The sequence below is a fragment of the Maricaulis sp. W15 genome (genome assembly GCF_001924955.1).
GTDB lineage: Bacteria > Pseudomonadota > Alphaproteobacteria > Caulobacterales > Maricaulaceae > Maricaulis > Maricaulis maris.
On the sequence record NZ_LQXG01000005.1, the window covers coordinates 1 to 23,165 of the forward strand.

Here is a 23,165-nt window from a genome sequence, read left to right on the forward strand (position 1 = left end):
CAAACCCGCTCACGGCTTGCCAAGGCAGCCAGGGACCTAACGGCCTCCTTCGCGCAACCATCCTACATCATCGCAAAACACAGGGACCTATGTGCCGGTGACCAGCTAGGTCCCTGATCTTCGCCCGGCTCGAGGCCGGGCGTGCGTCAGGGATGACAAGGCTTGGGCAGGTCTGGTCCAAGCAGCCCTCAGTCCCCGAACACCCGGCTAAAAATCGTGTCGACATGCTTCATGTGATAGGCCTCGTCGAAACAGGCCTCGATCTGGGCATCCGTCATCAGGGCAGTGACGCCCTCATCGGCTTTCAGGTGATCGACCAGCATGCCGCCCTCATCCCAGGTTTTCATGCCATTGCGCTGGACCAGGCGATAACTGTCCTCGCGGGAGGCACCGGCCTGGGTCAGGGCCAAAAGGACGCGCTGGGAATTGTGGATGCCGCCATAGGCCTGCAGGTTTTCCAGGCAGCGATCCTCATGCACGATCAGCTTTTCGATCATGCCGGCGGTGCGGTGCAGGGCGAAGTCGAGATGGACATTGGCGTCGGGGCCGATGCCGCGCTCGACGGAGGAGTGCGAGATATCGCGCTCATGCCAGAGGGCAATATTCTCCATCGCCGGCACCACGGCCGAGCGCACCAGGCGGGCCTGGCCGGTGAGGTTTTCCGTGAGGATGGGATTGCGCTTGTGCGGCATGGCCGACGAGCCCTTCTGGCCCGGCGAGAAATATTCCTGCGCCTCGCGCACTTCCGAACGCTGCAAATGGCGCACCTCGATAGCGATATTCTCGATCGCCGAGGCAATGAGGCCCAGCACGGCAAAATAATTGGCATGACGGTCGCGCGGTATGACCTGGGTCGAGACCGGCTCGACGGTGAGGCCCATTTGCGCCGCGACATGTTCTTCCACCGCCGGATCGATATTGGCAAACGTGCCGATGGCGCCGGAAATGGCGCAGGTAGCGATCTCGTCTCGCGCCGTGACCAGGCGCGCGCGATTGCGGTCGAACTCGGCATAAAAGCGCGCGAACTTGAGGCCCATCGTGGTCGGCTCGGCATGAATGCCGTGCGAGCGACCGATACAGGCGGTGAATTTGTGCTCCATCGCGCGCGTCTTCAGCGCCGCCAACACCCGGTCCATGCCCTCCAGCAGGAGATCGGCCGACTGTTTCATCTGCACGGCCAGGCAGGTGTCCAGCACGTCCGAAGAGGTCAGCCCCTGATGGACGAAACGGCTCTCCTCGCCGACATGCTCGGCCAGATGGGTGAGGAAGGCGATGACATCATGCTTCACCTCGGCCTCGATCTCATTGATCCGGTCAACATCAAACTCGACGTCTTTTGCCTTCCAAACAGCCTCGACCGCCGATTGCGGCACCACACCCAGCTCGGCCAGCTTCTCCGTCGCATGCGCCTCGATCAGATACCAGATCTTGTACTTGTTCTGGTCCGACCAGATGGCAGCCATTTCAGGACGGGTATAGCGGGGGATCATGAGCGGGCTCCGCGCGGTGTGAGACTGAAGCGCGGGGGATGCGATGGAATGGCGGAGAGGTCAAGGGGAGGGTGGGCTGAACGCGCGCTACCGGCCCACCTCATAGTCGAGAACTTCTGTCGTCACGCCGGCGTTTGCGTACCAGTAGGGCGTCTCGGTCTCGTCGAGCGCGGCGTATTCGGCCTTGGTATAAGTCAGGATTGAGCGCGGACGGTGCAGGATTGAGCGCGCCAGTTGCCCGCCCGCGTAAAACAAGACCCGGAAGACCTGATAGGCCACTTCGCGCGGGCTGAACGCCGGGCCTGGATGGACCAAGCGATAGCGATTGACGTATTGGCCAAGCGTCTGCTTGCGACGTGCGATGTGCCAGCCGGTATAAATCAGCCAGGCGACGGGGCCGAGCGGCTCCACGAAGTGGCGCGGCAGGCCGAGCCAGTCCGGGTCAAACGGGTGGCCAAGCTGCATCTCGTTGAGCGTCAGCAAGAGCAACTGCGCGGGCAGGGCGATGGCCAGTTGCGCAGCGGCGTAATCGACCAGGCCGGCCCGGAACCGCTGTTCGGGCAGGATAGCCTTGTGGCGTGCCGAGGTCGGCAGCGCCGGTTCGCAGAGTAGCACGATCGCCGGGCCGAGTAGCAGCGCGATCGCGTTCAGGCTCTCGCTCAAGCCATCCGGGACGGCCAGGTCCCGGCGCAGCGCCAGAATGAAGTCGCCATACTTGCCGCCGCCCTCGATCCAAGTTGCGTGCAGGATGATTTCGAGACCGACCGGCACAAGCCAGAGCGCGATCAGGGCCCAGCCCAGGACGTAACGGTTGACGTGCAATCTTCGCATGCGCCTATCTTGGCCTGCAAAACCCCGCCTTGGCGAGAGGGTTTGACCGTGCGTCTGTCCGGGCGCGCCCGAGCACCGCCTCTCCGCGACCGGGGAGAGGAATCAAAGGTGAGGGGCGCGCTGCGGCAGCTGCGCAACTAAAATTTGTCCCAATCTACATTCGACAGACCGATGATCTCCCTCGGTCGTTCGGCCACACACGGAAATGAAGCGCTCACAACGTCTGGGCGGAGCTTTCGCTGCCGCAGTTTGCGGGTGGGCTCTTTCCCGATGTGCACGATGCTTCCGGAGGTAAAATTTCGCCTCCAACAGGGGCTGACTCAATTGCATGCTGGCCGAGCCATGGCCACCACTCAAAGTGGCTACCAAGGAAGAAAAGCGACCAAATCGCTCCTTGAACAAGAAAAGTTACCGCCCACCAGTTCCACCGATCAAATTGTCTCGTTTTGTTTCGTGGCGTTGGCGGAAGTTCCAACATTCGAGAGACAGCGCCCTTCTGTTGAATTTGTTCAAAGACGACGGTTCGGGCAGCCACATCCCATTTTTTCCACGCTACAGCGTTCTCAGATTCTTCTACCCAAACTGCTCTCAAGGTGTTGAATGAACAGTAGAGCGATGCAGCGTAAAATATGAGCGCTGATGCGATTAACAGTCGTTGTGTATCGGCAGCGGTGTCGAACTGCCCGACAAGCAGAGCTATCCCACCTGCTGCACCTGCAACCAAGTATCGCCCTTGTTCTTTCTTGGCGTTAGCCGACTCTGACTCGTGCTTGTGCGACTGGGTGATCGCGTAGTCCGCAATCTCACGCTCGAACGATGATGGCTCAGTCATGCAACTAAGTTTCCATTTTTGAATCCGTCAAAATTTCGCATTTCAGACGCGTCTGTTTGTTGTCACGCAAGCATTTAAATCACATCGCCGCCCAATCCACATCCCCGTGCCGATCCAGCATCACGGCCCCGTCCGGCATCGCGTATTTCAGGCCCGAGCCGCAATTGAACAACACGCATTCGGCGTCGCGCGCCAGCAGCCCGTCGCCCATCGCCTTTTCCATGGCGGCCAGCGTCGCCGCGCCCTCGGGACAGAGCAACAGCCCGTCCTCGCGGGCGCAGCGTGTCCGCGCCGTTTCGATCGCGTCTTCCGACACAGCGAGCGCAGCCCCACCGCTCTCGCGCACGGCGTCCAGGATCAGAAAGTCACCGATCGCCTTGGGGACGCGGATGCCCATGGCGGCGGTCTGGGCGTCGAGCCATTCTTCGGCGTGTCTCGCGCCGTCCTCAAAGGCCTTGACAATCGGCGCGCAGCCTTCGGCCTGGACGGCGAACATTTTCGGGCGTTCCGGGCCGATCCAGCCGAGTTTTTCCATCTCGTCGAAAGCCTTCCACATGCCGATCAGGCCGGTGCCGCCGCCGGTGGGATAGAAGATCGCGTCGGGGACGCGCCAGCCGAGCTGGGCGGCGAGTTCCAGGCCCATCGTTTTCTTGCCCTCGATCCGGTAGGGTTCCTTGAGGGTGGAGACGTCGAACCAGCCCATCTTGTCCTTGCCGGCCCCGACGAGGGCGCCGCAATGATGGATGAAACCGTTGACCTTGAAGACGCGGGCCCCCTGCAGCGCCATCTCGCGCAGATTGGCGTCCGGCGTGTCTTCCGGGGCAAAGCACCAGCTCTCCATGCCCATGCGGCTGGCATAGGCTGAGAGCGCGGCCCCGGCATTGCCATTGGTCGGCATGGCGAGCCGGGTGAGGCCGTATTGATGGGCCATGGCGACGGCGAGGGCGAGGCCGCGTGCCTTGAAACTGCCGGTCGGCAGGCGGCCCTCATCCTTGACCCAGACCTTGCCCGTCGCGCCGGACGCCTTGCCCGTGGCGGGAATGTCGATGAGCGGCGTGTCGATCTCGCCGAGGGCACAGACATGGGCGTCGTCGGCCACGGGCAGAAGCTCGCGCCATTTCCAGAATCCGCCACCGCGCGCCCAGATCGCCCCGCGATCATTCTCGGCCTTCATCTTTGTGAGGTCATAGCGCGCCAGGAGCGGCTTGCCGGCACTGGAGAGATTGTGCGGCTGGTCGGCCTCATAGCGTTCACCGGTCTCGGAGCATTCCAGATGGGTGAAATAGTTGGCGGGGGCTTGCATCTTGCTCCGGTCCTCTTGCGTCCGATCGGCCAGAGGCTAGGCGACAGGCGCGCCGCGTCCAGCCTGTTTTCCATCTGTGCGGGCGGGCAAAGCAGCGATAGGTTGGCCCATGAGCTCGATCTACGAACAGCCCCTGCTGGACGGCCCGCTGGATATTGTTTGCCCGCATTGTGGCGGGCGCGCCGTGTTCTCGACCTCGCATGGCAAACCCTTGCCGGTGAGTTTGCGCACCGCAACGGGCGAAATTCTGCCCGATAATTGGGACGGGCAGGTGCGGTGCAGTGCGTGCGGGCATGCGGCCAAGCATGCGCTCGACTGGCCGTCGGACGCCTGGTTCAAGCTGGACCATCGTGGTGAAACCTTGTGGGCCAAGGACGCCGCCATGCTGGCGGAAATCCGCCGTTTCATCGCTGCCGGGGCGGAGCGTCAGGCGATCAAGAAGACCAGCAGTCATGCCCGCTATCTCGTCCGCATCCCGGCGATCTTCGTCAAAGCGAGTGATCGCGAGGCCCTGCTCCGCAAGATTGACCGGCTGTGCTAGCCCGACCAGCCCTTGCGCCCTATGCTTCGGCAACAAGCGAAGGAGAACAAGATGGCGAAAATCATTGGTGTCGGCGGCATCTTCTTTCACAGCCCCGATCCGGCGGCGCTGATGGCCTGGTATCAGGATAAGCTCGGCCTTGAGATCAATGATTATGGCGGCGCCGACTTCCTGCATGCCGACAGCGGCAAGGCCTTTCCGCAGGGCGCGCGGACGATCTTCTCCGGCTTCAAAACCGGGACGGATTATTTCAAACCGTCCGACAAGCCTTTCATGATCAATCTCATGATCGATGACATGGACGGCATGCTGGCGCGCTTGGCCGACAAGGGTGTGCCGCTGGAAGGCGAGCCCCAGGATTTCGACTATGGCCGCTTTGCCTGGGTGATGGATCCCGACGGGACCAAGATCGAGCTCTGGCAGCCGATTGAACCGGCGGGGTAGGGTCGGCGTCTCGGGAGTTTTCCCCAACGCGCGCCGCACAATTTTTCCCGGACGCGCAGAGCGCGATCCGGGATCGACGTTGGGCTTATCGCTGCAGGACGGGCGCAAAGGCTGGTGTCGGGTTCGGTTAGCCCCGGATCTTCGCCCGGCTTTCGCCGGGCTGCGTCCGGGGGAAATGCACCTGTCGTGTAAGGAGGGGCAATTCCGGTGCCCCGCCTCTCCATTGTTTGCTGATAAGCAATCTTAAGGGTTATTGCGAGCCGTGGCTCGCTCTTTCCGGGCCACATATGACGCCACCCGGGTTATGGCTGAGGTCCTACATCAACCCCAACGTCTTGAAGCTCGCCGTATTCTCGCGGCCGATCACCAGATGATCATGCACCGCGATCTCGAAGGGTTTGCAAATCTCCATCAGCGTCCGGGTCATCTCGATATCGGCCTGGCTGGGTGTGGCGTCGCCGGACGGGTGGTTGTGCACCAGGATGATGGCCGAGGCCTCGTGGGCGAGGGCGGCCTTGACCACTTCGCGGGGATAGACCGGCGCATGATCGATCGTGCCTTCGCCCAGCACCTCGTCGGCGATCAGCTTGTTGTTGCGGTCGAGGAAGAGAACGCGGAACTGTTCCGTCGTCGCGTGCTGCATGGCGGTGCGGCAATAGGCGACGAGGGCTGACCAGGAGGTGATGACCGGGCGGCCGATCACCTGTTCGCGGGCCAGGCGTTCCGATAGGGCCTTGATCAGTTTCAGTTCGGCGGCGGTCTTTTCCGACACGCCGCGCACGGCGGCGAGCTGGCCGACCGTGGCCGAGGCGACGCCGCCCAGATCACCGAAGCGGGCGATCAGGTCCTTGGCGATGGGTTTGACGTCGCGGCGCGGGATGCAGCGGAACAGGTAGAGCTCAAGCAATTCATAATCGTGAAGTGCCAATCCACCCGCTGAGGTTAGTTTTTCACGCAGCCGGTCCCGATGACCTGTATGTGATGCCAGGTCGGTCATGGTCTAGCGGTTGGAATAGGGGGGCTTGTCGAGGCCCTTGGGCGATTTTGTGAAGATCTCCACACCGTCCGCTGTGACACCGACGGAGTGCTCGAACTGGGCCGAGAGTGACTTGTCACGGGTGACGGCGGTCCAGCCATCGGCGAGGACTTTCACATCCGGTCGGCCGAGATTGAGCATGGGTTCGACGGTGAAGAACATGCCCTGTTTCAGCTCGGGGCCTTCGCCATGCTCGCCGAAATGCAGGACATTCGGGCTGTCATGGAAATTCTGGCCGAGGCCGTGACCGCAGAAATCACGGACGATGGAGCAGCGGCGCTCCTCGGCATAATCCTGGATGATGGCGCCGATCGTGCCCAGGGTGACGCCCGGCTTGATCGCATTGATACCGGCCATCATCGCTTCATAGGTTGTGTCGACCAGCAGCTCGGCCTTCCGGCGCGGTTCGCCGATCGTGTACATGCGACTGGTATCGCCATGCCAGCCATCGACCACGACCGTCACATCGATATTGACGATATCGCCCGCCTTGAGCGGCTTGGGTCCGGGAATACCATGGCAGACGACATGGTTCACCGAGGTACACAACGAGTGCCGATAGCCGCGATAGAAGAGCGTCGCCGGCACGGAGCCATGATCAAAGGCGTATTCACGCGCCAGCTTGTCGAGCCAGCCGGTGGTATTGCCGGGACGGGCGTGCTCGACCAGCATGTCGAGGATTTCCGCCGCCAGGCGACCCGCCTTGCGCATGCCTTCGAACGCCTCCGGCCCATGCAGCTTGATGCGGCCATCACGCGGGCTGGCAGTGTCGATATCGGTCACGGTCTCGTAGGCAGTCGTCAAGTCGGTACTCCTTCAACACCCGCTTATAAACAGAGCGCGCGCCGTTTGGAACGGCGCGCGCCTGCATTTCTCAGCGTTTGGCTTGGAGTCTATTCGGCGTCACCACCGAACAGATTGCCGAAGAAGCTGTCATCATTCCAGGCCGGACGCTCGTCGCTGTCAGCGATTTCGCGGGCGATCATGTAGTTGATATTGGCAAATTTGGCGCCCTGTTCGAACAGGACTTCCAGCTCACCATCCAACTGGTCGGTCTGGCGGTGGTAGTGGGTGTTGAGAAAGCCCATGAAGCCTTCACCCTCATCCCAACGCGGATCCGGCGAGGAGAAGCCGGTCATCAGGAACAGCGCCGGCACGCCTTCACGCACGAAATTATAGTGGTCCGAGCGCACGAAGAGCGATTGTTCCGGCAGCGGGTCTTCGCTCACTTCAATACCCATGCGGGCAGCGGCACGGGTGGCGATCGGTCCGAGATTGGAGTGGTTCGAGCCGAAGGCGATCACGTCGGCGAAGTCGTAGACGATGACCGGCATGTCGAGATTGACATTGGCGACGATCTGTTCGGCCGGAACCGTCGGGTTGCGGGCAAAATGCTCGGAACCCAGAAGGCCTTTTTCTTCCGCCGTCAGGGCAACAAACAGCACTGAGCGGCGCGGCGCCCCCTCTTCGAGGAAGGTCCGGGCCGTCTCCAGCATGATCGACACGCCCGAAGCATTGTCGACCGCACCATTGCAGATCCGGTCGCTATCATCGGTGGTGTTGCAGGCACCGCCCGAGCGCATGTGATCGGTGACCGAACCGATATGGTCCAGGTGGGCAGTGAGTACCAGGAATTCATCTGCCAGCTCCGGGTCGGAGCCACGGATCATGCCGACGACATTCGGGGCATCGAAAGGCTCGGACAGGGTGCGTTGCTGGATGGTGACCGAATGCGGCAGGGCGAAACGCGGATAGCTCGGCTCTTCCGCCGACATGGCGGTGCGAACATCTTCCAGGCTCATTTCCGCGCCCTCAAACAGGCGGGCGCCGAGTTCGGCCGTGACATTGGCTGTGGCGGCCACACTGTCATAGCCGGACGGGCCGGTCGCTGTGGTCAGGCGGACCGCCGGACCATTGCCGAAACGCTCGGCGTAACCGGCCAGTTGTTCCGGTGTCCAGCTGGTCAGCGAGATCATGCCGATCGCACCGTGCGCGGCGGCGACATTGCGCTTGGTGGTCCCGGAATTGTGGTGGGCACGCTCTTCGGACAGGCCTTCGAACACGCCTTCCGGCACGCCGCCCATGACGACGACGATCTTGCCGTCAACATCCAGGCCCTCATAATCGTCATGACCACGATTGGCCGCCGAAACGCCATGGCCGACAAAGACCAGTTCGCCAGTGACGGTCGCTTCCAGCACGCTGGGGTTTGACGAGATGAAGACGTCGGTGCCGTGGGTAAAGGTCTCATCGCCCAGCGTCATCCGGTTGAATTCCGGATCCGGGCGGACTTCGTGCATGGGGACTTCGGCAAAATAGCCGCCATTGTCGCCAGCGGCTTCGAGGCCGAGCAGCCGCATCTGGGCGGCGACATAGTTGGCGGCGATTTCATAGCCGTCCGTGCCTGGATCGCGGCCTGCCAGATAGTCAGAGGCGAGGAAGCGGATATGGGCTTCGATATTGACGGCACTGACATCCGGCGCGAAGGCGGCGTCCGCCACATCCGTCGTCGTGTCAGTGTCGTTTGCGGCCGTACAGGCGGCCAGCGCCAGACCGGCAAGGGCCGGAATGAGATACTTCATATAAGCCTCCCCCAAAGAGGTGTTGGTGTCCCGCGGGACTATAGGGGGGTAGGGGGCGCGTACAATGTCGGCGCTTTGTTAATTTTCAGTCACAAGCGCCGCTGCGACCGAGGGTGACACGGTATAGTGGTTTGAAAAGATTGGCGTCATGCGGGCTGGGCGACCGGTCGAAAGCTGGAAGCACACGACTTTGGTGAGGGCACGAAACACAGTTGCCCCGTCACTGACGCGGCGGAACTGGTAGCGGCGCTCGGCGCGAAGCCGACGATCAGACTGGCTGATCCAGACCGCGCAGTCGATCTCGTCGCCCTTGCGGACATGGCCCAGATAATCGGCCTCGGTGCGGATGATGGCGATGCCGCGATCATCCTTGGCACAAGCCTCCATCGAATAGTTCTCGCCCCTGGAAAACCAGTGGGTCCAGGCGGCCTCATCGGCCCATTCCAGATAGCGGGCATTATTGGCGTGGCCGAAGCTGTCGATATCCCTGTCCCCCACCGTGATACGGTGGACATAGGCATCCGGCAGGTCCCAGCCATTCCAGTTATCGCTCATTGTCCCAACTCCACGCGCATCGGACGGGTGATCGTCACCGCCGTCGGCGAGACGTCGCAAGCATAGGCCAGGACTTCAACCCCGGCGGCGGCGCTGGTGCGCAAAGTCTCGGCATAGACCGGATCAATGTCCTCGGCCGGTCGAAGCACCTCGCAGTCCGAGCGCTGGACGATGAAAAGCTGCACGGCGCGCTCGCCGGCGGCGACCTGATTGGCCAGTTCGACCAGATGCTTGGCGCCGCGCGAGGTCACGCCGTCGGGGAATTCGGCAATGCCGGGACCGCGCTGCCAGTGGACATTCTTGACCTCGACCCAGCAGGCCGGTTTGCCGCCGCCTTCCAGCAGCAGGTCGATGCGGGAATTCTCGCCATATTTCACTTCGCGGCGCAGGCTTTCATAGCCGGTCAGTTCGCGGATCACTCCGGCATTCACAGCCTCTTCGGCCAGCGCATTGGCGAGATTGGGCAGGGCGCCGATCAGCGTGCCTTCCGCCTCGACCAGCTCCCAAGTGTATTTCAGCTTGCGCTTGGGATTGTCCGAGCGTGACAGCCAGACCGGAAGGCCCGGATCCTTGATGCCGGTCATCGCGCCGGTATTGGCGCAATGCGCCGTCACGATCTCGCCGCCGTCCAGTTCGACATCGGCAAAGAAGCGCTTGTAGCGTTTGACCAGCGTGCCGGGGATGAGCGCGGTTGCGAATTTCATGGCTTGGACTTCCCTGCAGCGGGCTCATATACCCTCACACGGGCGATACTTAAGGACGATTCTCATGACGGCGAGCAAACGGGTGACGGCGGCGGTGCTCCTGATCGGGGATGAGGTCCTGTCCGGTCGCACCCAGGATAAAAATCTCAACCAGATCGCCCGCTTCCTTGCTCCGCTTGGCATCAATGTCGTGGAATGCCGCGTGGTGCCGGACGAGACCGATATTATCGTCGATGCGCTCAACGCGCTGCGCGCTACGTGCGACTACGTCTTCACCACCGGCGGCATCGGCCCGACCCATGACGATATTACGGCTGACGCTGTCGCAGCGGCCTTCGGCGTTGGTATTGATGTCCGTGACGATGCCCTGGCGATCATCGAGGACTGGTATGCCAAGACGAAAACCCCGGTCACCGAGAGTCGCAAGCGCATGGCCCGCATCCCCGATGGCGCCAGTCTGATCCTCAACCCGGTCACCGGCGCGCCAGGCTTCCAGACCGGCAATGTCTTCACCCTGGCCGGTGTCCCCTCGATCGTGGCCGGCATGCTCAATGATATCGATCACAGGCTTGAGGGCGGGGCGGTGACAAAGTCGCGCTCGGTCAAGGGCGACAATCTCCGCGAAGGCGATGTCGCCGAGGCGCTGGGCGCTCTGGCGACCGAATTCCCCGATGTCTCGATCGGCTCCTATCCCTATTTCCTTGAAGTCAAAGCCGGTGAGATCAAGCGCGGCACGCATTTGGTCGCCCGCGCGACGGATGAGGGGCAGCTCGACCAGGTCATCGCGCGGATCGCGGCGATGGTGGAAGCGGTGGGGATCACCCCGCGGATTGATCCGGTGGATTGAGGGGATGAAATATGGCTGCATTTCTCGGGTGTGGCACACTGGTGTCTATATTGGTCATATCGGTTATTGGCAGCATCTGGACGAAACGAAAGACACCGGCGATCACCCACACGTCGACCGACCATGATCTGATGATCAGAAACTTCTGGATTGTCGCGTGTTGTGTTTGTGTGTCCTTTGCCGTTCTGAGTGGCTTTTTGATTGCGCTGGTCGTGTATGTCGAGGTGACGTGAGGCCAATAGGGCGCCTTGTTCGCGTTCTCGCATTTCCCCTGATCAAGACTCTCGCCACCCCATTCATTCAACTGTGCTTTCAATCGTCATCCCGGGCGAAACCCTGACTTGATCTGGGCGGATATCCCGGACCCATATGCCCGGTGCGGCCGATATCGGCGCGTATAGGTCCCGGCTCTCCAACCTGCTTTCGCAGGCTTCCGGCCCGGATGACAAATACGCATGAACTCGGCTTATCCCCGCCGTGCGCCCCTTCCTTCTCCCTTGGGAGAAGGTGCCCCGGAGGGGCGGATGAGGGGGATTCCTCCTGCTCTCTCCGGGATTTACCCCTCACCCTGACCCTCTCCCCAGGGAGAGGGAAAGCGTTCCCCGCGAACAAAAATCATAAAACTTATCCCCGCCCGTCAAACCTGGCGGATAATCCCCGTTGTCCCGCGCTACTCGAGGCCCGGATTGGTGATCCGGGGGCGTTGGGAGTACGGAGCTCGTCCGGTTGCCTGGAAACACCGCCAGACCAACCCGGCGTGGCCATCGGCAGGACGGCGGCACAAAGCTCGACCGTTTGTTCCTGTCGGTTTCGAGACGGGACCCGCAAGGGACCTGACCAAATCTCCGTGTGCGGGGTGCCCGAGGTGCCCATCCACACAAGACAATAGCCAAACCGGCATCGGCCGGGCCCCCGCACCCCTCATCCCGCCAGGTGGAAACACCGTGGCGCGGGCAGACCTGTCGATCACCTCAAACATCAGGAAAGGAGCTGCTTCGGTGCGCCTTCCCGCCCGTCATCCGGCAATACCAGCCTGGCGCTCCGGCGCCGCCGGGACGGGCGGGAAGGCGGCTGAGCGGGGGACATACCTGTCCCCACCTGGCGCTGAATGCGCCGCTTGCCTTTCAATCGCCCCGATTTCGACTTGTCGTTGTCCCCGATGGCGCCCAGTCTGACGGGTGAGGGATTTTGGGACCGGAAGGGGATTCCATGAAACGCGTTCTTTTGATCAGTGCGGCCGGGCTGGCCATGCTCGCTGCGTGTACGGCGACTGTCGCACCGCCGACCGCACCGCCGCCGCCCCCGCCACCTGCGCCGCCGCCCCCTCCGCCGCCACCGGCACCGGTGGCGTACCCGGCTGACATGATCACGGTGACGGGCTCGCGCCTTGCCAGCCGGTCATCTGTGATCGCCGAGGAGGCCGGAAGCCGTCCATCACCGCAGCCGCTTGACCGGGAACGCTATGAAGACGTCGACCCGAACCCCGTCGTCGCAACAGCCGAAGAGCCGGTGTCCACTTTCTCCATCGATGTCGACACGGCGAGCTATTCCCTCGTCCGCAATTCGCTTGAATATGGCCAGCTGCCCCCGACCGATGCCGTGCGGATCGAGGAGATGGTCAATTATTTCGACTATGATTATGCCCTGCCGCCGGGACCCGACGAGCCGTTTGCGACCCATGTCACGGTCACGCCGACACCGTGGAATGCCGACACCCAGCTGATGCATATCGGCATCCAGGGGTATGAGATCATTCCCGAGGAACGACCGCGTGCCAATCTTGTCTTCCTGATTGATGTGTCAGGGTCCATGAATGCGCGGGACAAGCTGCCGCTCGCAGTGGACGCGATGCACATGCTGGTCGATGAGCTGGAGCCTGACGATACTGTCGCCCTGGTCGTCTATGCCGGCGCGGCAGGTGCGGTGCTGGAACCGACCGAAGCCCGCAATGCCCGCGCCATTCACCGCGCGCTCGATAGTCTGAGCGCTGGCGGCTCGACGGCCGGCGGAGCTGGTCTGGCCCTGGCTTATGACCTCGCGGAGCAGAATTTTGACGAGGACGCGGTCAATCGCGTCATGCTGCTCACAGATGGCGATTTCAATGTCGGCGTCACCCAGGACGAGCGTCTGGAAGACTTTGTCGCCCGCAAGCGCGACAGCGGCATCTACCTGTCGGTGATGGGCTTTGGTCGCGGCAATTACAATGACCAGATGATGCAGACCATCGCCCAGGCGGGGAACGGGACGGCCGCCTATATCGACAGCCGCCAGGAAGCCCGGCGCATGCTGGTGGAGGAGAGCTTTTCCTCGCTGTTTCCGATTGCCAATGACGTCAAGATCCAGATCGAGTTCAACCCGGCCCGCGTCGCCGAGTACCGCCTGATCGGTTATGAAACACGCCTGTTGGAGCGGGCTGATTTCAACAATGATGAGGTCGATGCCGGGGAAATCGGGTCCGGACATTCGGTCACGGCCATTTACGAGATCGCGGCGCCCGGTTCCGAGGGCGTGTTAATGGAGCCGCTACGCTATGGCGGTGAGGCGTCGGTGGAACCGGATCTCGACGGCGAGTTCGGCTTTCTGCGTCTGCGCTACAAGCGGCCGGGCGAGGATGACAGCCGGCTGATCGAACGCCCGGTGACGCAAGCTGACGTCGCGGACCGGTTCGAGATGGCGTCGCAGGAGGCCCGTTTCTCGATTGCGGTGGCCGGTTTTGCCCAGCGTTTACGAGGCGATGCCTGGTTGGCGGACGGTTATGACTGGGCCGCGATCCGCGAGACGGCGGCCGCTGCCATCGGCGAGGATCAATTCGGCTATCGCGCTGAATTTCTCGACCTGGTCGATCTAGCGCAAGCGGCGGACGAGGCCCGCGACAAGCCCTGATCGGAACGCGTCGTGACATGAAAAGAGCCGCACCCGGAGACAGGTGCGGCTCTTCTTGTTTCAGGCGTCAGCCGGGTTCGGGATCAATCGCCGAACTGGTAGTAGAAACGCACACCAATGGTCCGCGGCGGGGCCACATTGGCGTAGTGGCTGCGAACCGGATGTCCTTCGACGGCCTGGTTTGACAGCGGCGTGCTACGGATGCCGGTCTCGATGTATTCATTGCCGATATTGTTGATGAAGAGCGTCGCCCCCCAGTCTCCGGCATCGTAATTGATCGAGCCATTGGCCACGAAATAGCTGTCCAGCGTCACACTGCTACCACGCCCACCGGTTCGGGTCAGGATATCACCCGTGTAGGAGATGCCGAGATTGTAGTTGAGTTGGGCACCGCTCGCGAAATCGGTGGTGTAGCGGCCAAAAGCCGACGCCTGGGTTTCCGGCGAGCCAGGCAGACGGTCGCCCGCCTGTCCATCTTCGAAGGCCGAGCCAAAGCCCGGCGTGGTGATGGTCCGCACCAGGAAAGGTACATCGGCGGTCAATTCCGATTGCGTGAAGGAATAGGTGCCGCGCAGTTCGAAATTATGCGCGACCTGCCAGGAGCCTTGCAGCTCGAAGCCCTTCGACTCGGCGCCGGCCGCATTGACCGTGATCGGGATATTGGCGTTGACCGTCGCCGAGGAGACCTGCGGATCGGTCCACTCCACCAGGAAGATGGCGCCGTTCAGCGTCACCGCGCCATCGGCCCAGGTCGTCTTGGCGCCGAGCTCGTAATTGGTCGTCTGGTCGGGGCCGAACTGGCGTTCGTCAAACTGGGCGATGTCGCCGGCATTGGGGCCGTATTGCTGGCCCGGTGCGAGGGCGCAGGCGCCCTGGGTCGCGTTCGGATCATAGGCCGGGCAGGGGCCCAGACCGTTCGAGGCGCCGATCCGGTAGCCTTCCGACACCGTGAAATAGGCCAGGATGTCGTCGGTCAGATCATAGGCGATGTTGAACTTGTAGAGGAAGCCGTCATCGGATTGTGCCAGCGCCGGGTCAAAGGCGAGATCGCGGATCTCGTCGAGTGTCATCGGCGTATAGGTCGGTGCTTCGAACAGGGGGAAGTCGACGGTGGAGACCGATTCCAACTCGTACTCGTAATAGCGCCCGCCCACCGTGACCGAGAGCCGGTCGGTGATGTCCCAGCCCAGTTCGCCGAAGAAGGCGCTTTCGGTGAGTTGGGTATTGGCCGTCGAGAAATACTCCAGATCGGTCGGGTTCTCGGTCAGGCCGAAGCCGAAATTGTCGTTCACATACTCGGCGTAATTCGGCGTGTACTCCTCGGAGGAACCGACGAATTCGGCCTTGTTGTAGTAATAGCCGACGATCCAGTTGAACTGGCTCTCATAGGTCGAGACCAGGCGGATTTCCTGATTGAAGAATTCGCCTTCTTCCAGCTCGTGCGTGAAGGACGTGAAGTTCGGGAAGGCCTCGTAGGAATATTCCAGCGAGATCAAGAGATCTGTCTGGTCACGCTGACCGTCTTCGTCGTAGCGGCCAAAACCGGTCGCCGAGGTCAGTTCGGCAAAGCCCAGATCCGCCGTTACTTCGAGCGCAAACAGCTCGTTATTGCGCTCGATCGGTTCAAGCACGCGCAGGGCCGACTCATAGCCGCCAGCCGTGATGGGTGAGCGACGCGAGGAAATCTGACGCCCCTCAATGTCCTGGTGCTGGAAATAATAGGTGGCGGTGGCGTCGAGCCAGTCGGTCGGCGCCCAGCGTGCGGCGATGCGGCCGGACACGGCTTCTTCGCCGTCGGCATCCTGGGTCGGGACAAGATTGGCAGCGACGTCGGCCGGGTCGTTGAAGTCCGGGTTCGGATTGGAGACGCCCGGTTCGCGCACGCGATAATTGTAGTCGATGAAGCCACTGTCCTGCAGCACATCGACCGAGCCGCGAATTGCGAACGTGTCGGAGACGGCGTGGTTGAAAGTGAAGCCGATGTCGGACGACAGCGATTCCGCCTCGGAATACTGGTAGAAGGAGGAGCGGACTTGCAGCATGTTGCTGTCGAAATCCGGGCGGTTCGGCAGATAGCGGATCGCGCCGCCCAGCGTGCCAGCGCCGTAAAGCGTGCCCTGCGGCCCGAGCAGGACTTCGACGCGCTCGAGGTCATTCAGCTTGAGATCGATGAAGAGCGGGATTTCGCCGAGATAGGTGGCCACGGTGCCGCCGCCATCATTATTACCGTCACCGGAATTGATCGGGTCGGCATTGAGGCCGCGCACGATGATCGGATTGCCCTGGCGGCCGCCGCGATCAACGATGTTGATGCCCGGCACATAGGCGAGGGCGTCGGCGAGGTCCTCGAAGCCCTGTTCCTCGATCTGGGCGCCGCCAATGGCGGCAATATTGAGCGGGATGTCCTGGACGCCTTCGGCGCGGCGGGTCGCGGTCACGACAATAACGTCTTGCGAAGACGAGTTATTGTCCTGCGCTTGTGCCGTTCCGATTGCCGACATGCCGGCGAGTGGCAGGGCAAGTGCACTGATTGAACAGGCCAAGCGTGAGCGTAGTGATGCTTTGGTTTTCGCGGGCATGACTGGAATCTCCGAATGAAATTGTGCGCTAATCATGGTCTGGTGCGTCAAACGAAAGCAATTGCCGGGCGTTAAACTTATGTCACATTATCGTTTTCTTCTGATACCTGTTGCGCGAGGGACACGCTGCATGTGCGAAGGCCCTTTGCTAGTGCAGCATTCGGTTGTGCCGGAGCGTCTTGCGTCCGGTCGTCCGGGGTTTTCGGTATGATCGTAACGCTTTCCGTCGAATCACATCTCGCCGAGGCGGCCAAGGCGCTGGGCGCCAATCGCTACCAGGATGCGCATGCTCATTGCATGTCTGTGCTGCGGACCGAGGGACCGAATGCCGAAGCGTTTTTCCTGCTCGGCCTGCTGACGGCGGCCCATGACAACCACGCCAAGGCGGTCGAAATTTTCGACCGTGCGATTGCTGTGAAGGCCCGCGATGCCCGTTTCCATGCCCATCGCGCCAAGTCCTTGCTGGCCCTCAACCAGCGCGACGCGGCGGCGGGAGCGGCCCGCGAGGCGGCAAAGATCGGGCCGCCCGATGCGCTCACCTTCGACACGGTCGGCGTCGTTTTTACGCGACTTGGCGACCATGCGGCCGCCATCGGTCTCTTCGAAGCCGCCGTTGCAAAGGATCCGCAACGCGCCGACTATCACTACAATCTCGCGGCCTCGCGCCAGTTTGCCGGCGATTTTCCGGGCGCCGAGGCGGCCTATGCCCGCACGCTGGACCTAGCCCCGGATCATGCCCGCGCCCTGTCGGCGATTGTCGGACTCAAGCGCCAAGATGAAGCCGACAACCGGCTCGCCGACCTGGTCGCAGCCTTTGAGGCGCGTGCGGACGGTGACGAGGAAACACAGCTGCATCTCGGTCATGCGATCGCAAAGACGCTGGAAGATCTCGGCCGGCATGGCGAAGCCTTGGACTGGCTTGGCCGCGCCAAGGCAGGCGCCAGTGCGCGGCGCGGCTATGAACCGGCCGACGACGCGGGTTTATTTGAGGCGGCGAGAGCGACGGCGGGCGCTGGCGGCCACGCGCCCGAGCGCCCGGGCTGGCCCAGCGAGCGGCCGATCTTCATCACCGGCTTGCCGCGTACCGGAACGACTCTGGTCGACCGTATTCTCAGCGCCCACAGCGCCGTTCGGCCGGTCGGTGAATTGTCGAATTTTGCCCTGCTCGGCAAACGATTGGCCGCAACGCCGGGGCCTTATGTGATGGACGCATCCACCTTGGCGGCGGCGGGCGATATCGACGCGGCGCGCTGGGGCGAGGCGTATGAGGCCAGTGTTGCCGGCCTTGCCGGTGATGCACCGCGATTTACCGACAAGATGCCGCTTAACATCGTCTGGGCCGGGCATATCAACCATGCCCTGCCGAACGCGCGCATTATCTGCCTGCGCCGCCACCCGATCGATGCCTGTCTCAGCAATTACCGACAGCTCTTTGCCACCAGTTTTTCCTATTACAACTACGCCTATACGCTGGAGGATTGCGCTCGCTATTATCTCGGTTTCAACCGGCTGCGCGCGCACTGGTCGGCAACCCTGCCTGCCGACCGCTACGCCGAGGTCGCCTATGAGGATGTTGTCGCTGATCTGGACGGCGAGGCACGCCGCCTGATCGCTCATTGCGGCCTCGATTGGGAACCGGCCTGCCTCGATTTTCACAACCAGGCTGGCAGCGTCGCCACAGCCAGTTCCGTCCAGGTCCGCCAGCCGCTTTATTCCAGCTCGATCGGCCGCTGGAAACGCCATGCCGAGGCGCTCGCCCCGATGCGCGCCATCCTGGAGGCGGGCGGGGTCATCGACGGCGACGGCAATTGGCTGCGCGAGGTCTGACCGGGCCTCTGGCCAGCGCATCGAACGCGTGTAGGATCACGCCGCTGTCCAACCCCGCGGGCGTGGCGGAATCGGTAGACGCAGCAGACTTAAAATCTGCCGGCCGCAAGGCCGTGCCGGTTCAAGTCCGGCCGCCCGCACCATTCTTTCTTCGCTTCCGTTGCGCTCGAACCCGTGCCCAGCCCCACCCTTGTTACCGGGGTTCGTGCTCACATGAAGCGCGCTCAAGGCTGGGGTGTTCGAGACTAGTCGATCAGCCCGCACCAGTTTTTCATTGCTTCTGTTGCGCTCGAACCCGTGCCTGGCTTCGCCTTGTGTGTCGGAATGGATGTTCCTGACCTGATCAGCGACCGCTTGGGCGTCGGTTCCGGCCCATCAACCACAGCCGGAATATGGTGAGGTAGACACCTGCCAGACCGAACAGGAGGGCGATGACGGAGGTCGCCTTGATCCACCAGGAATTGAAGTTCTCGCGACTGGACCAATCCATGATGTGGAGGCCCCAGAAGAAGTCATAGACCCGCCACGCCGTCGTCCTGACCGCTCTGAGTTCGCCGGTCTGGCTGTTGATGTAGAAAGTGGTCGGCGGGGTGGTATCGCCCGCGGCAAAGTCGATCCGCCAGGCGGGTATGGCAAGGCCGGCCTCGCGCGGGGGCTCGGTCAACAAGCTGACTGTGCTGATCTCGCCCAAGCCCAGTTGGCGGCCCTGCGCGATCTCGATCGCGAGCGCCTCATCGATCGGCGACAGCGTGTCACCGGTGTTGGCGTCAACCATTATCGGCCCGTCGGTGGTGTCCAGTCGCCATACCGGGCGTCCAGCCAGCAGGCCGGTGCGGGCCGATGTCACATCGCCGTTCTGGTCGGCAATGATATCGCCGAGCGGCCGGGCCGTCTCGCTCCAGTCGATCACGATCCGGGGTTCGGCACTGCGTAAATGCTCGCCGCGAATGGTCTCGATCGGGATGATCACCATGACCAGGCCGGAGATCAGCCACAGCATGACCTGGACGCCGAAGGCGGCGCCAAGCCAGAGATGGATCTGGCTCATCAATCGAAAAAGCTTCACGGCGGCCCCCCGGGACAAGGATGTTGCAGTGTACTGTCTACACCGTAACCGGGCGCTGCATCCAAAACATGGTGCACCTGCATCCTTAACGGAGCGCAGAACTCGGAGTTTCCAGATGGTGTACGCCAAACCTGTGGCCCTGTTGGCCGCGACGTTTTCAATCGGCATGGGCGCAGCTTCGGCTGACTGCCCCGCAGACCCGGTCTTGGTGCGGATGGCGCACGTGGAAGACAACCGGTTTGCTGTTGCAGTTTCGGCGCCCGGTTCACAGGGCCCGATCGACATATCCTGGCGCGAGGCGGAGGGAACGCGGGACGGGCAGGCCGACTTCCTGTCCGATGTGGTCTTTGAGCGATCCGACGGCGCGCTCGTTGCGGCGGAGTATGCGGGATATGGCACCTGGCAATTGCCGGGTGCCGGGGACAGTGATGGTGATGCGCTCTGGGATGGATACCGCTACACGCTGACGGCTGATCATGATCGAGCGGTATGGAATATCGGCAAGGAAGAGATCGCCTATCGCTTTGACGACGGCTTCTATTTTGTCCTCCAGTCGGTTCTGGCGGTCAGCTATGGGTGGGGGGATTGTCAATTCGATGTCCGCATGGACTTGCCCGATGGATGGCAGGCCGTGACGCCCTGGGCTGAGGCTGGCGAGCACGCCTTCGCGGTGTCCGGGCTGAACAGCCTGATCCGCAATCTCATTGTGCTCGGCCCGAATCTCGAGCCGCAAACCCTCGCCCTAGACGGGCTCGACGTGGTGATCATCAGCGAAGGTGTTTTCGACGAAGCGCGGCCGGCCTTTGCCGAGGTGCTGCGTCGCAGCCTGGCCGCCTATACCGAGATATTTGGTGGTGTCCCGATGGAGCGCTACCTCGTCGCCTTCGGCGAGGACGACATGAATGATGGCGGTGCCTTTGCGGAGAGTTTCGGGCAACGCCTGCCGGCGCCTTTTCGCGAGCATGAACGGCTGATGTGGGCTCGCTCGCTCGCGCATGAGTCGCTGCACGCCTGGATCGGAATTGCCATCTCGCGAAACCCGGATGCCGAGCTGCAATGGTTCACCGAAGGCGGAACCGACTATCTCACCATGAAAACGCTCTACAGGACCGAGCTGGTCGATGCCAATGATGTCATTTTCATGATCGAAGGGCAGATCCGCCGCTTCCTGCTCGGGCGCATCCAGAGCGGGCCTGTCAGCCTGGCCGAGGCCGGTGAAAACAAGCAGGAAAACCGAACCCTGGTCTATGGCGGCGGCGCGCTGTTCCACCTTCTGCTCGATGCCCGCATGACCGAACTGCACGGAGGCGGATCTTATGAGGCGGCGCTGCGTTCGCTCTATGAGGCGGACGACCGGCGCTATTCGCAGGCGCGCATGCTGGCCGCCCTGGATGCCCGGTCCGACGGTGCAGCCAGCGAAATCCTGGCCATGCTCAATGGTCCGTTCGATCCGTTCGGCTTGCTGGCGGAAGTCGACACGACCGGGCTTGCGACGGCCGCCTTCGGGCCGGATGAGATCCTGGTCCGGTTTGCCGCCCAGGGATGTGCCGGCTCGCGTGATGCGGCCTGCATGCCCGATTTCCTGAGTCGCTGACATCGACGGCGGTGCGGCGGAACGCTAGCCTGCGTGTCATGTCACATCACGCCGTCCATACTCATCTGATTGCCGTCGCAGAACCGCTGTTCCCGGATCTCGTTGCAGCAATCCGTCACCAAGGTCCGCTGGAGCTGCCGCTGCGCAATGATTTGCCGTTTCCGACCTATCTCTGTCGGGCCATCTCGGGGCAACAGATATCGGTGAAGGCCGCGCAGAGTATCTGGGCGCGGGTCGAGGCGAGTGCCGAGGCAGCGCCCTTGCTTGACCATTTCCACGCCGACAATGCCGAGACCTTGCGGGCCTGCGGTCTGTCCGGAGCCAAGACACGGACGATCATCACCATCGCCGAGACCCACCGCACGGTCGGGCTGGATACCGATCTTCTCAAAAGCCTGCCGGTCGCGGAGCGGACGGCGCGTCTGACCGAGATATGGGGTGTCGGGCAATGGACCGCCGACATGATGAACATATTTTATTTCGGCGAGCAGGATGTCTGGCCCGACGGCGATGTTGCCGCCCGCAAAACACTCGAGCGGCTGACATCCAAACGCCGCAAAACGGTGCGCACAGCCGCGATGTTCAAGCCCTACCGGTCCTGGCTGGCCTATTATATGTGGGCGCATGTCGATGCGCCGCCGGATGGCGCGCCGGGCTGATACCTGGCGGCCGAACGGGATGTGGCGACGCGCGGCCGATCCTGCCCACAAACCGCCTTATCTTGGCCGGGATCGGATGATGTCATGACCCCATGACACGACGTATTCTCATCGATGCCGGACTTTTTGTCGGCGGCTGGTCCCTGGGCTGGATGCTGACCGACAATCTGTTGATCGGTCTTCTCTTCGCTTTGATCTTCTCCGGGGCCGGTGAGGGTGTGCAGGCGGCTGCCAGTCATGATGACTGAGCCGCTTCACCGCGCGCTCGACATCCCATACCGCTCTCTCTAACCTTTGACCTGAACGCTGTTCATTTTGCGGATCGCCACAGAAGCGGTCGCGATCATGGTCGATATCAAGAGGGAATTTTCATGGCCGAACCCGATAGCCTCAAGGGAAAGCTGCGCCTGCCTGTGATTGGCGCGCCACTTTTCATCATTTCCAACCCGGATCTCGTCCTGGCCCAGTGCAAGGCTGGCATTGTCGGCTCCTTTCCGTCGCTGAATGCGCGCCCGGTCAGCCAGCTCGACGAGTGGCTGGACCAGGTCACCTCGGAGCTTGAAAGCTATAATCGCGCCAATCCGGACAATCCGGCGGCTCCGTTCGCGGTCAACCAGATCGTCCACCGGTCGAACAATCGCCTCCAGGAAGACCTGGCCCTGTGCGAGAAATACAAGGTGCCGGTGGTGATCACTTCGCTCGGTGCGCAAGCCGAGGTGAACCAGGCTGTCCAGGGCTGGGGTGGCATCACGCTGCACGACGTCATCAATCAGCGCTTTGCCCACAAGGCGATCGAGAAGGGCGCGACCGGTCTGATCTGTGTGTCGGCTGGTGCCGGCGGTCATGCCGGGGCGCTGTCGCCGTTCAGCTTCGTCGCCGAAACCCGCGCCTGGTTCGACGGTCCCATCCTGTGTTCCGGCGCGATCTCGACCGGCGGCGGCGTGCTCGCGGCCCAGGCCATGGGCGCCGACTATGCCTATATCGGCTCGGCCTTCATTGCGACGGCTGAAGCGCGTGCCGACGAGGCCTACAAGCAGGGCATCGTCGACGGCTCGGCCGAGGACATCGTCTACACCAACCTGTTTACCGGCGTGCACGGCAATTATCTCAAGAAGTCGATCATCGATGCCGGCCTCGATCCTGACGCCTTGCCGGAGAGCGATCCTTCGGCGATGAATTTCGGCTCCGGCGGTGGTTCCAAAGCCAAGGCCTGGAAGGACATATGGGGCTCTGGCCAGGGCATTGGTTCGGTCAAATCCGTGCGACCGGCGGCTGAGTATATCGACCAGCTGAAGGCCGAGTATGACGCGGCGAAAGCGCGCCTTCTGGGGTAGGTCCGGTCGGGTTGAACGGGATTAGCGCCGGCCAATCGGGTCGGCGCGTTTCGTTCTG

At 62.2% G+C, this 23,165-nt stretch carries 21 protein-coding genes and 1 tRNA gene; 11 read left to right on the forward strand and 11 right to left on the reverse strand.

Translation table 11 applies throughout. The features are described 5' to 3' along the window. Positions 1-188: 188 nt before the first annotated feature. The 4 genes from purB to AWH62_RS04355 all read right to left on the reverse strand — a co-directional run bounded on the left by purB (position 189) and on the right by AWH62_RS04355 (position 4,456). Positions 189-1,490 (reverse strand): adenylosuccinate lyase, encoded by a 1,302-nt coding sequence (gene purB / locus AWH62_RS04345; protein ID WP_075189271.1) that lies wholly within the window; start codon positions 1,488-1,490, stop codon positions 189-191. 87 nt (positions 1,491-1,577) lie between these two features. After that, the gene (locus AWH62_RS04350) at positions 1,578-2,321 is read right to left on the reverse strand and encodes a hypothetical protein (protein ID WP_143742916.1); all 744 of its coding nucleotides are present in this window, start codon (positions 2,319-2,321) and stop codon (positions 1,578-1,580) included. 214 nt (positions 2,322-2,535) lie between these two features. Beyond that, positions 2,536-3,153: a hypothetical protein gene (locus AWH62_RS16745; protein ID WP_143742917.1), complete on the reverse strand. Its 618-nt coding sequence runs from the start codon at positions 3,151-3,153 to the stop codon at positions 2,536-2,538. A 79-nt stretch (positions 3,154-3,232) separates the two neighbouring features. Next, on the reverse strand, positions 3,233-4,456 hold the full coding sequence (locus AWH62_RS04355; RefSeq protein WP_075189273.1) for a threonine synthase: 1,224 nt from the start codon (positions 4,454-4,456) through the stop codon (positions 3,233-3,235). A 109-nt stretch (positions 4,457-4,565) separates the two neighbouring features. On the opposite strand from AWH62_RS04355, the gene AWH62_RS04360 reads away from it, so the two are divergent. Both AWH62_RS04360 and AWH62_RS04365 read left to right on the forward strand, forming a co-directional pair. Then, entirely contained in the window at positions 4,566-4,997 is a 432-nt protein-coding gene (locus tag AWH62_RS04360; RefSeq protein WP_075189274.1) for a hypothetical protein, read from the forward strand. A gap of 51 nt (positions 4,998-5,048) precedes the next feature. Next, on the forward strand, positions 5,049-5,441 hold the full coding sequence (locus tag AWH62_RS04365) for a VOC family protein (RefSeq protein ID WP_075189314.1): 393 nt from the start codon (positions 5,049-5,051) through the stop codon (positions 5,439-5,441). Between the two features lie 316 nt (positions 5,442-5,757). Here AWH62_RS04365 and radC read toward each other — a convergent pair whose 3' ends face one another. The 5 genes from radC to sfsA form a co-directional block, all read right to left on the reverse strand. Next, the gene (gene radC, locus AWH62_RS04370) at positions 5,758-6,369 is read right to left on the reverse strand and encodes a DNA repair protein RadC (RefSeq protein WP_233128254.1); all 612 of its coding nucleotides are present in this window, start codon (positions 6,367-6,369) and stop codon (positions 5,758-5,760) included. Between the two features lie 72 nt (positions 6,370-6,441). Further along, positions 6,442-7,281 (reverse strand): type I methionyl aminopeptidase, encoded by an 840-nt coding sequence (gene map / locus AWH62_RS04375; RefSeq protein WP_083634999.1) that lies wholly within the window; start codon positions 7,279-7,281, stop codon positions 6,442-6,444. Between the two features lie 89 nt (positions 7,282-7,370). Further along, positions 7,371-9,059: a M28 family metallopeptidase gene (locus tag AWH62_RS04380; protein WP_075189276.1), complete on the reverse strand. Its 1,689-nt coding sequence runs from the start codon at positions 9,057-9,059 to the stop codon at positions 7,371-7,373. A gap of 78 nt (positions 9,060-9,137) precedes the next feature. Then, positions 9,138-9,614, reverse strand: a complete 477-nt coding sequence (locus tag AWH62_RS04385; RefSeq protein WP_075189277.1) for a thioesterase family protein — start codon at positions 9,612-9,614, stop codon at positions 9,138-9,140. Continuing rightward, a complete protein-coding gene (gene sfsA / locus AWH62_RS04390) occupies positions 9,611-10,318 on the reverse strand; it encodes a DNA/RNA nuclease SfsA (protein ID WP_075189278.1) in 708 nt (235 codons plus the stop codon). The genes AWH62_RS04385 and sfsA overlap by 4 nt, the downstream gene beginning before the upstream one ends. A gap of 64 nt (positions 10,319-10,382) precedes the next feature. Here sfsA and AWH62_RS04395 point away from each other — a divergent pair, with 64 nt between their 5' ends. From AWH62_RS04395 to AWH62_RS04405, 3 genes are all read left to right on the forward strand, one after another. After that, positions 10,383-11,165, forward strand: a complete 783-nt coding sequence (locus tag AWH62_RS04395; RefSeq protein WP_075189279.1) for a molybdopterin-binding protein — start codon at positions 10,383-10,385, stop codon at positions 11,163-11,165. Between the two features lie 11 nt (positions 11,166-11,176). Continuing rightward, positions 11,177-11,398 carry a hypothetical protein gene (locus AWH62_RS04400; protein WP_143742918.1) on the forward strand — a complete coding sequence of 74 codons (222 nt, stop codon included), beginning with the start codon at positions 11,177-11,179 and terminating at the stop codon, positions 11,396-11,398. Between the two features lie 976 nt (positions 11,399-12,374). After that, complete coding sequence (locus AWH62_RS04405) at positions 12,375-14,048, forward strand: VWA domain-containing protein (protein WP_075189281.1); 1,674 nt, start codon at positions 12,375-12,377, stop codon at positions 14,046-14,048. A gap of 83 nt (positions 14,049-14,131) precedes the next feature. Here AWH62_RS04405 and AWH62_RS04410 read toward each other — a convergent pair whose 3' ends face one another. Next, positions 14,132-16,627, reverse strand: a complete 2,496-nt coding sequence (locus AWH62_RS04410) for a TonB-dependent receptor (RefSeq protein WP_075189282.1) — start codon at positions 16,625-16,627, stop codon at positions 14,132-14,134. 207 nt (positions 16,628-16,834) lie between these two features. On the opposite strand from AWH62_RS04410, the gene AWH62_RS04415 reads away from it, so the two are divergent. Then, positions 16,835-18,454 carry a sulfotransferase gene (locus tag AWH62_RS04415; RefSeq protein ID WP_083635000.1) on the forward strand — a complete coding sequence of 540 codons (1,620 nt, stop codon included), beginning with the start codon at positions 16,835-16,837 and terminating at the stop codon, positions 18,452-18,454. Positions 18,455-18,510: 56 nt separating this feature from the next. Then, positions 18,511-18,597, forward strand: a tRNA-Leu gene (locus AWH62_RS04420). Positions 18,598-18,797: 200 nt separating this feature from the next. Here AWH62_RS04420 and AWH62_RS04425 read toward each other — a convergent pair. After that, on the reverse strand, positions 18,798-19,520 hold the full coding sequence (locus AWH62_RS04425) for a hypothetical protein (protein WP_158025557.1): 723 nt from the start codon (positions 19,518-19,520) through the stop codon (positions 18,798-18,800). A 115-nt stretch (positions 19,521-19,635) separates the two neighbouring features. Here AWH62_RS04425 and AWH62_RS04430 point away from each other — a divergent pair, with 115 nt between their 5' ends. The 4 genes from AWH62_RS04430 (at position 19,636) to AWH62_RS04440 (ending at position 23,107) form a co-directional block, all read left to right on the forward strand. Further along, positions 19,636-21,114 (forward strand): hypothetical protein, encoded by a 1,479-nt coding sequence (locus tag AWH62_RS04430; RefSeq protein ID WP_075189284.1) that lies wholly within the window; start codon positions 19,636-19,638, stop codon positions 21,112-21,114. A 38-nt stretch (positions 21,115-21,152) separates the two neighbouring features. Next, complete coding sequence (locus AWH62_RS04435; RefSeq protein ID WP_075189285.1) at positions 21,153-21,773, forward strand: DNA-3-methyladenine glycosylase; 621 nt, start codon at positions 21,153-21,155, stop codon at positions 21,771-21,773. Between the two features lie 92 nt (positions 21,774-21,865). Next, on the forward strand, positions 21,866-22,021 hold the full coding sequence (locus AWH62_RS16960) for a hypothetical protein (protein ID WP_158025558.1): 156 nt from the start codon (positions 21,866-21,868) through the stop codon (positions 22,019-22,021). Between the two features lie 123 nt (positions 22,022-22,144). After that, complete coding sequence (locus AWH62_RS04440) at positions 22,145-23,107, forward strand: nitronate monooxygenase family protein (protein WP_075189286.1); 963 nt, start codon at positions 22,145-22,147, stop codon at positions 23,105-23,107. The last annotated feature ends 58 nt before the right edge of the window (positions 23,108-23,165 follow it).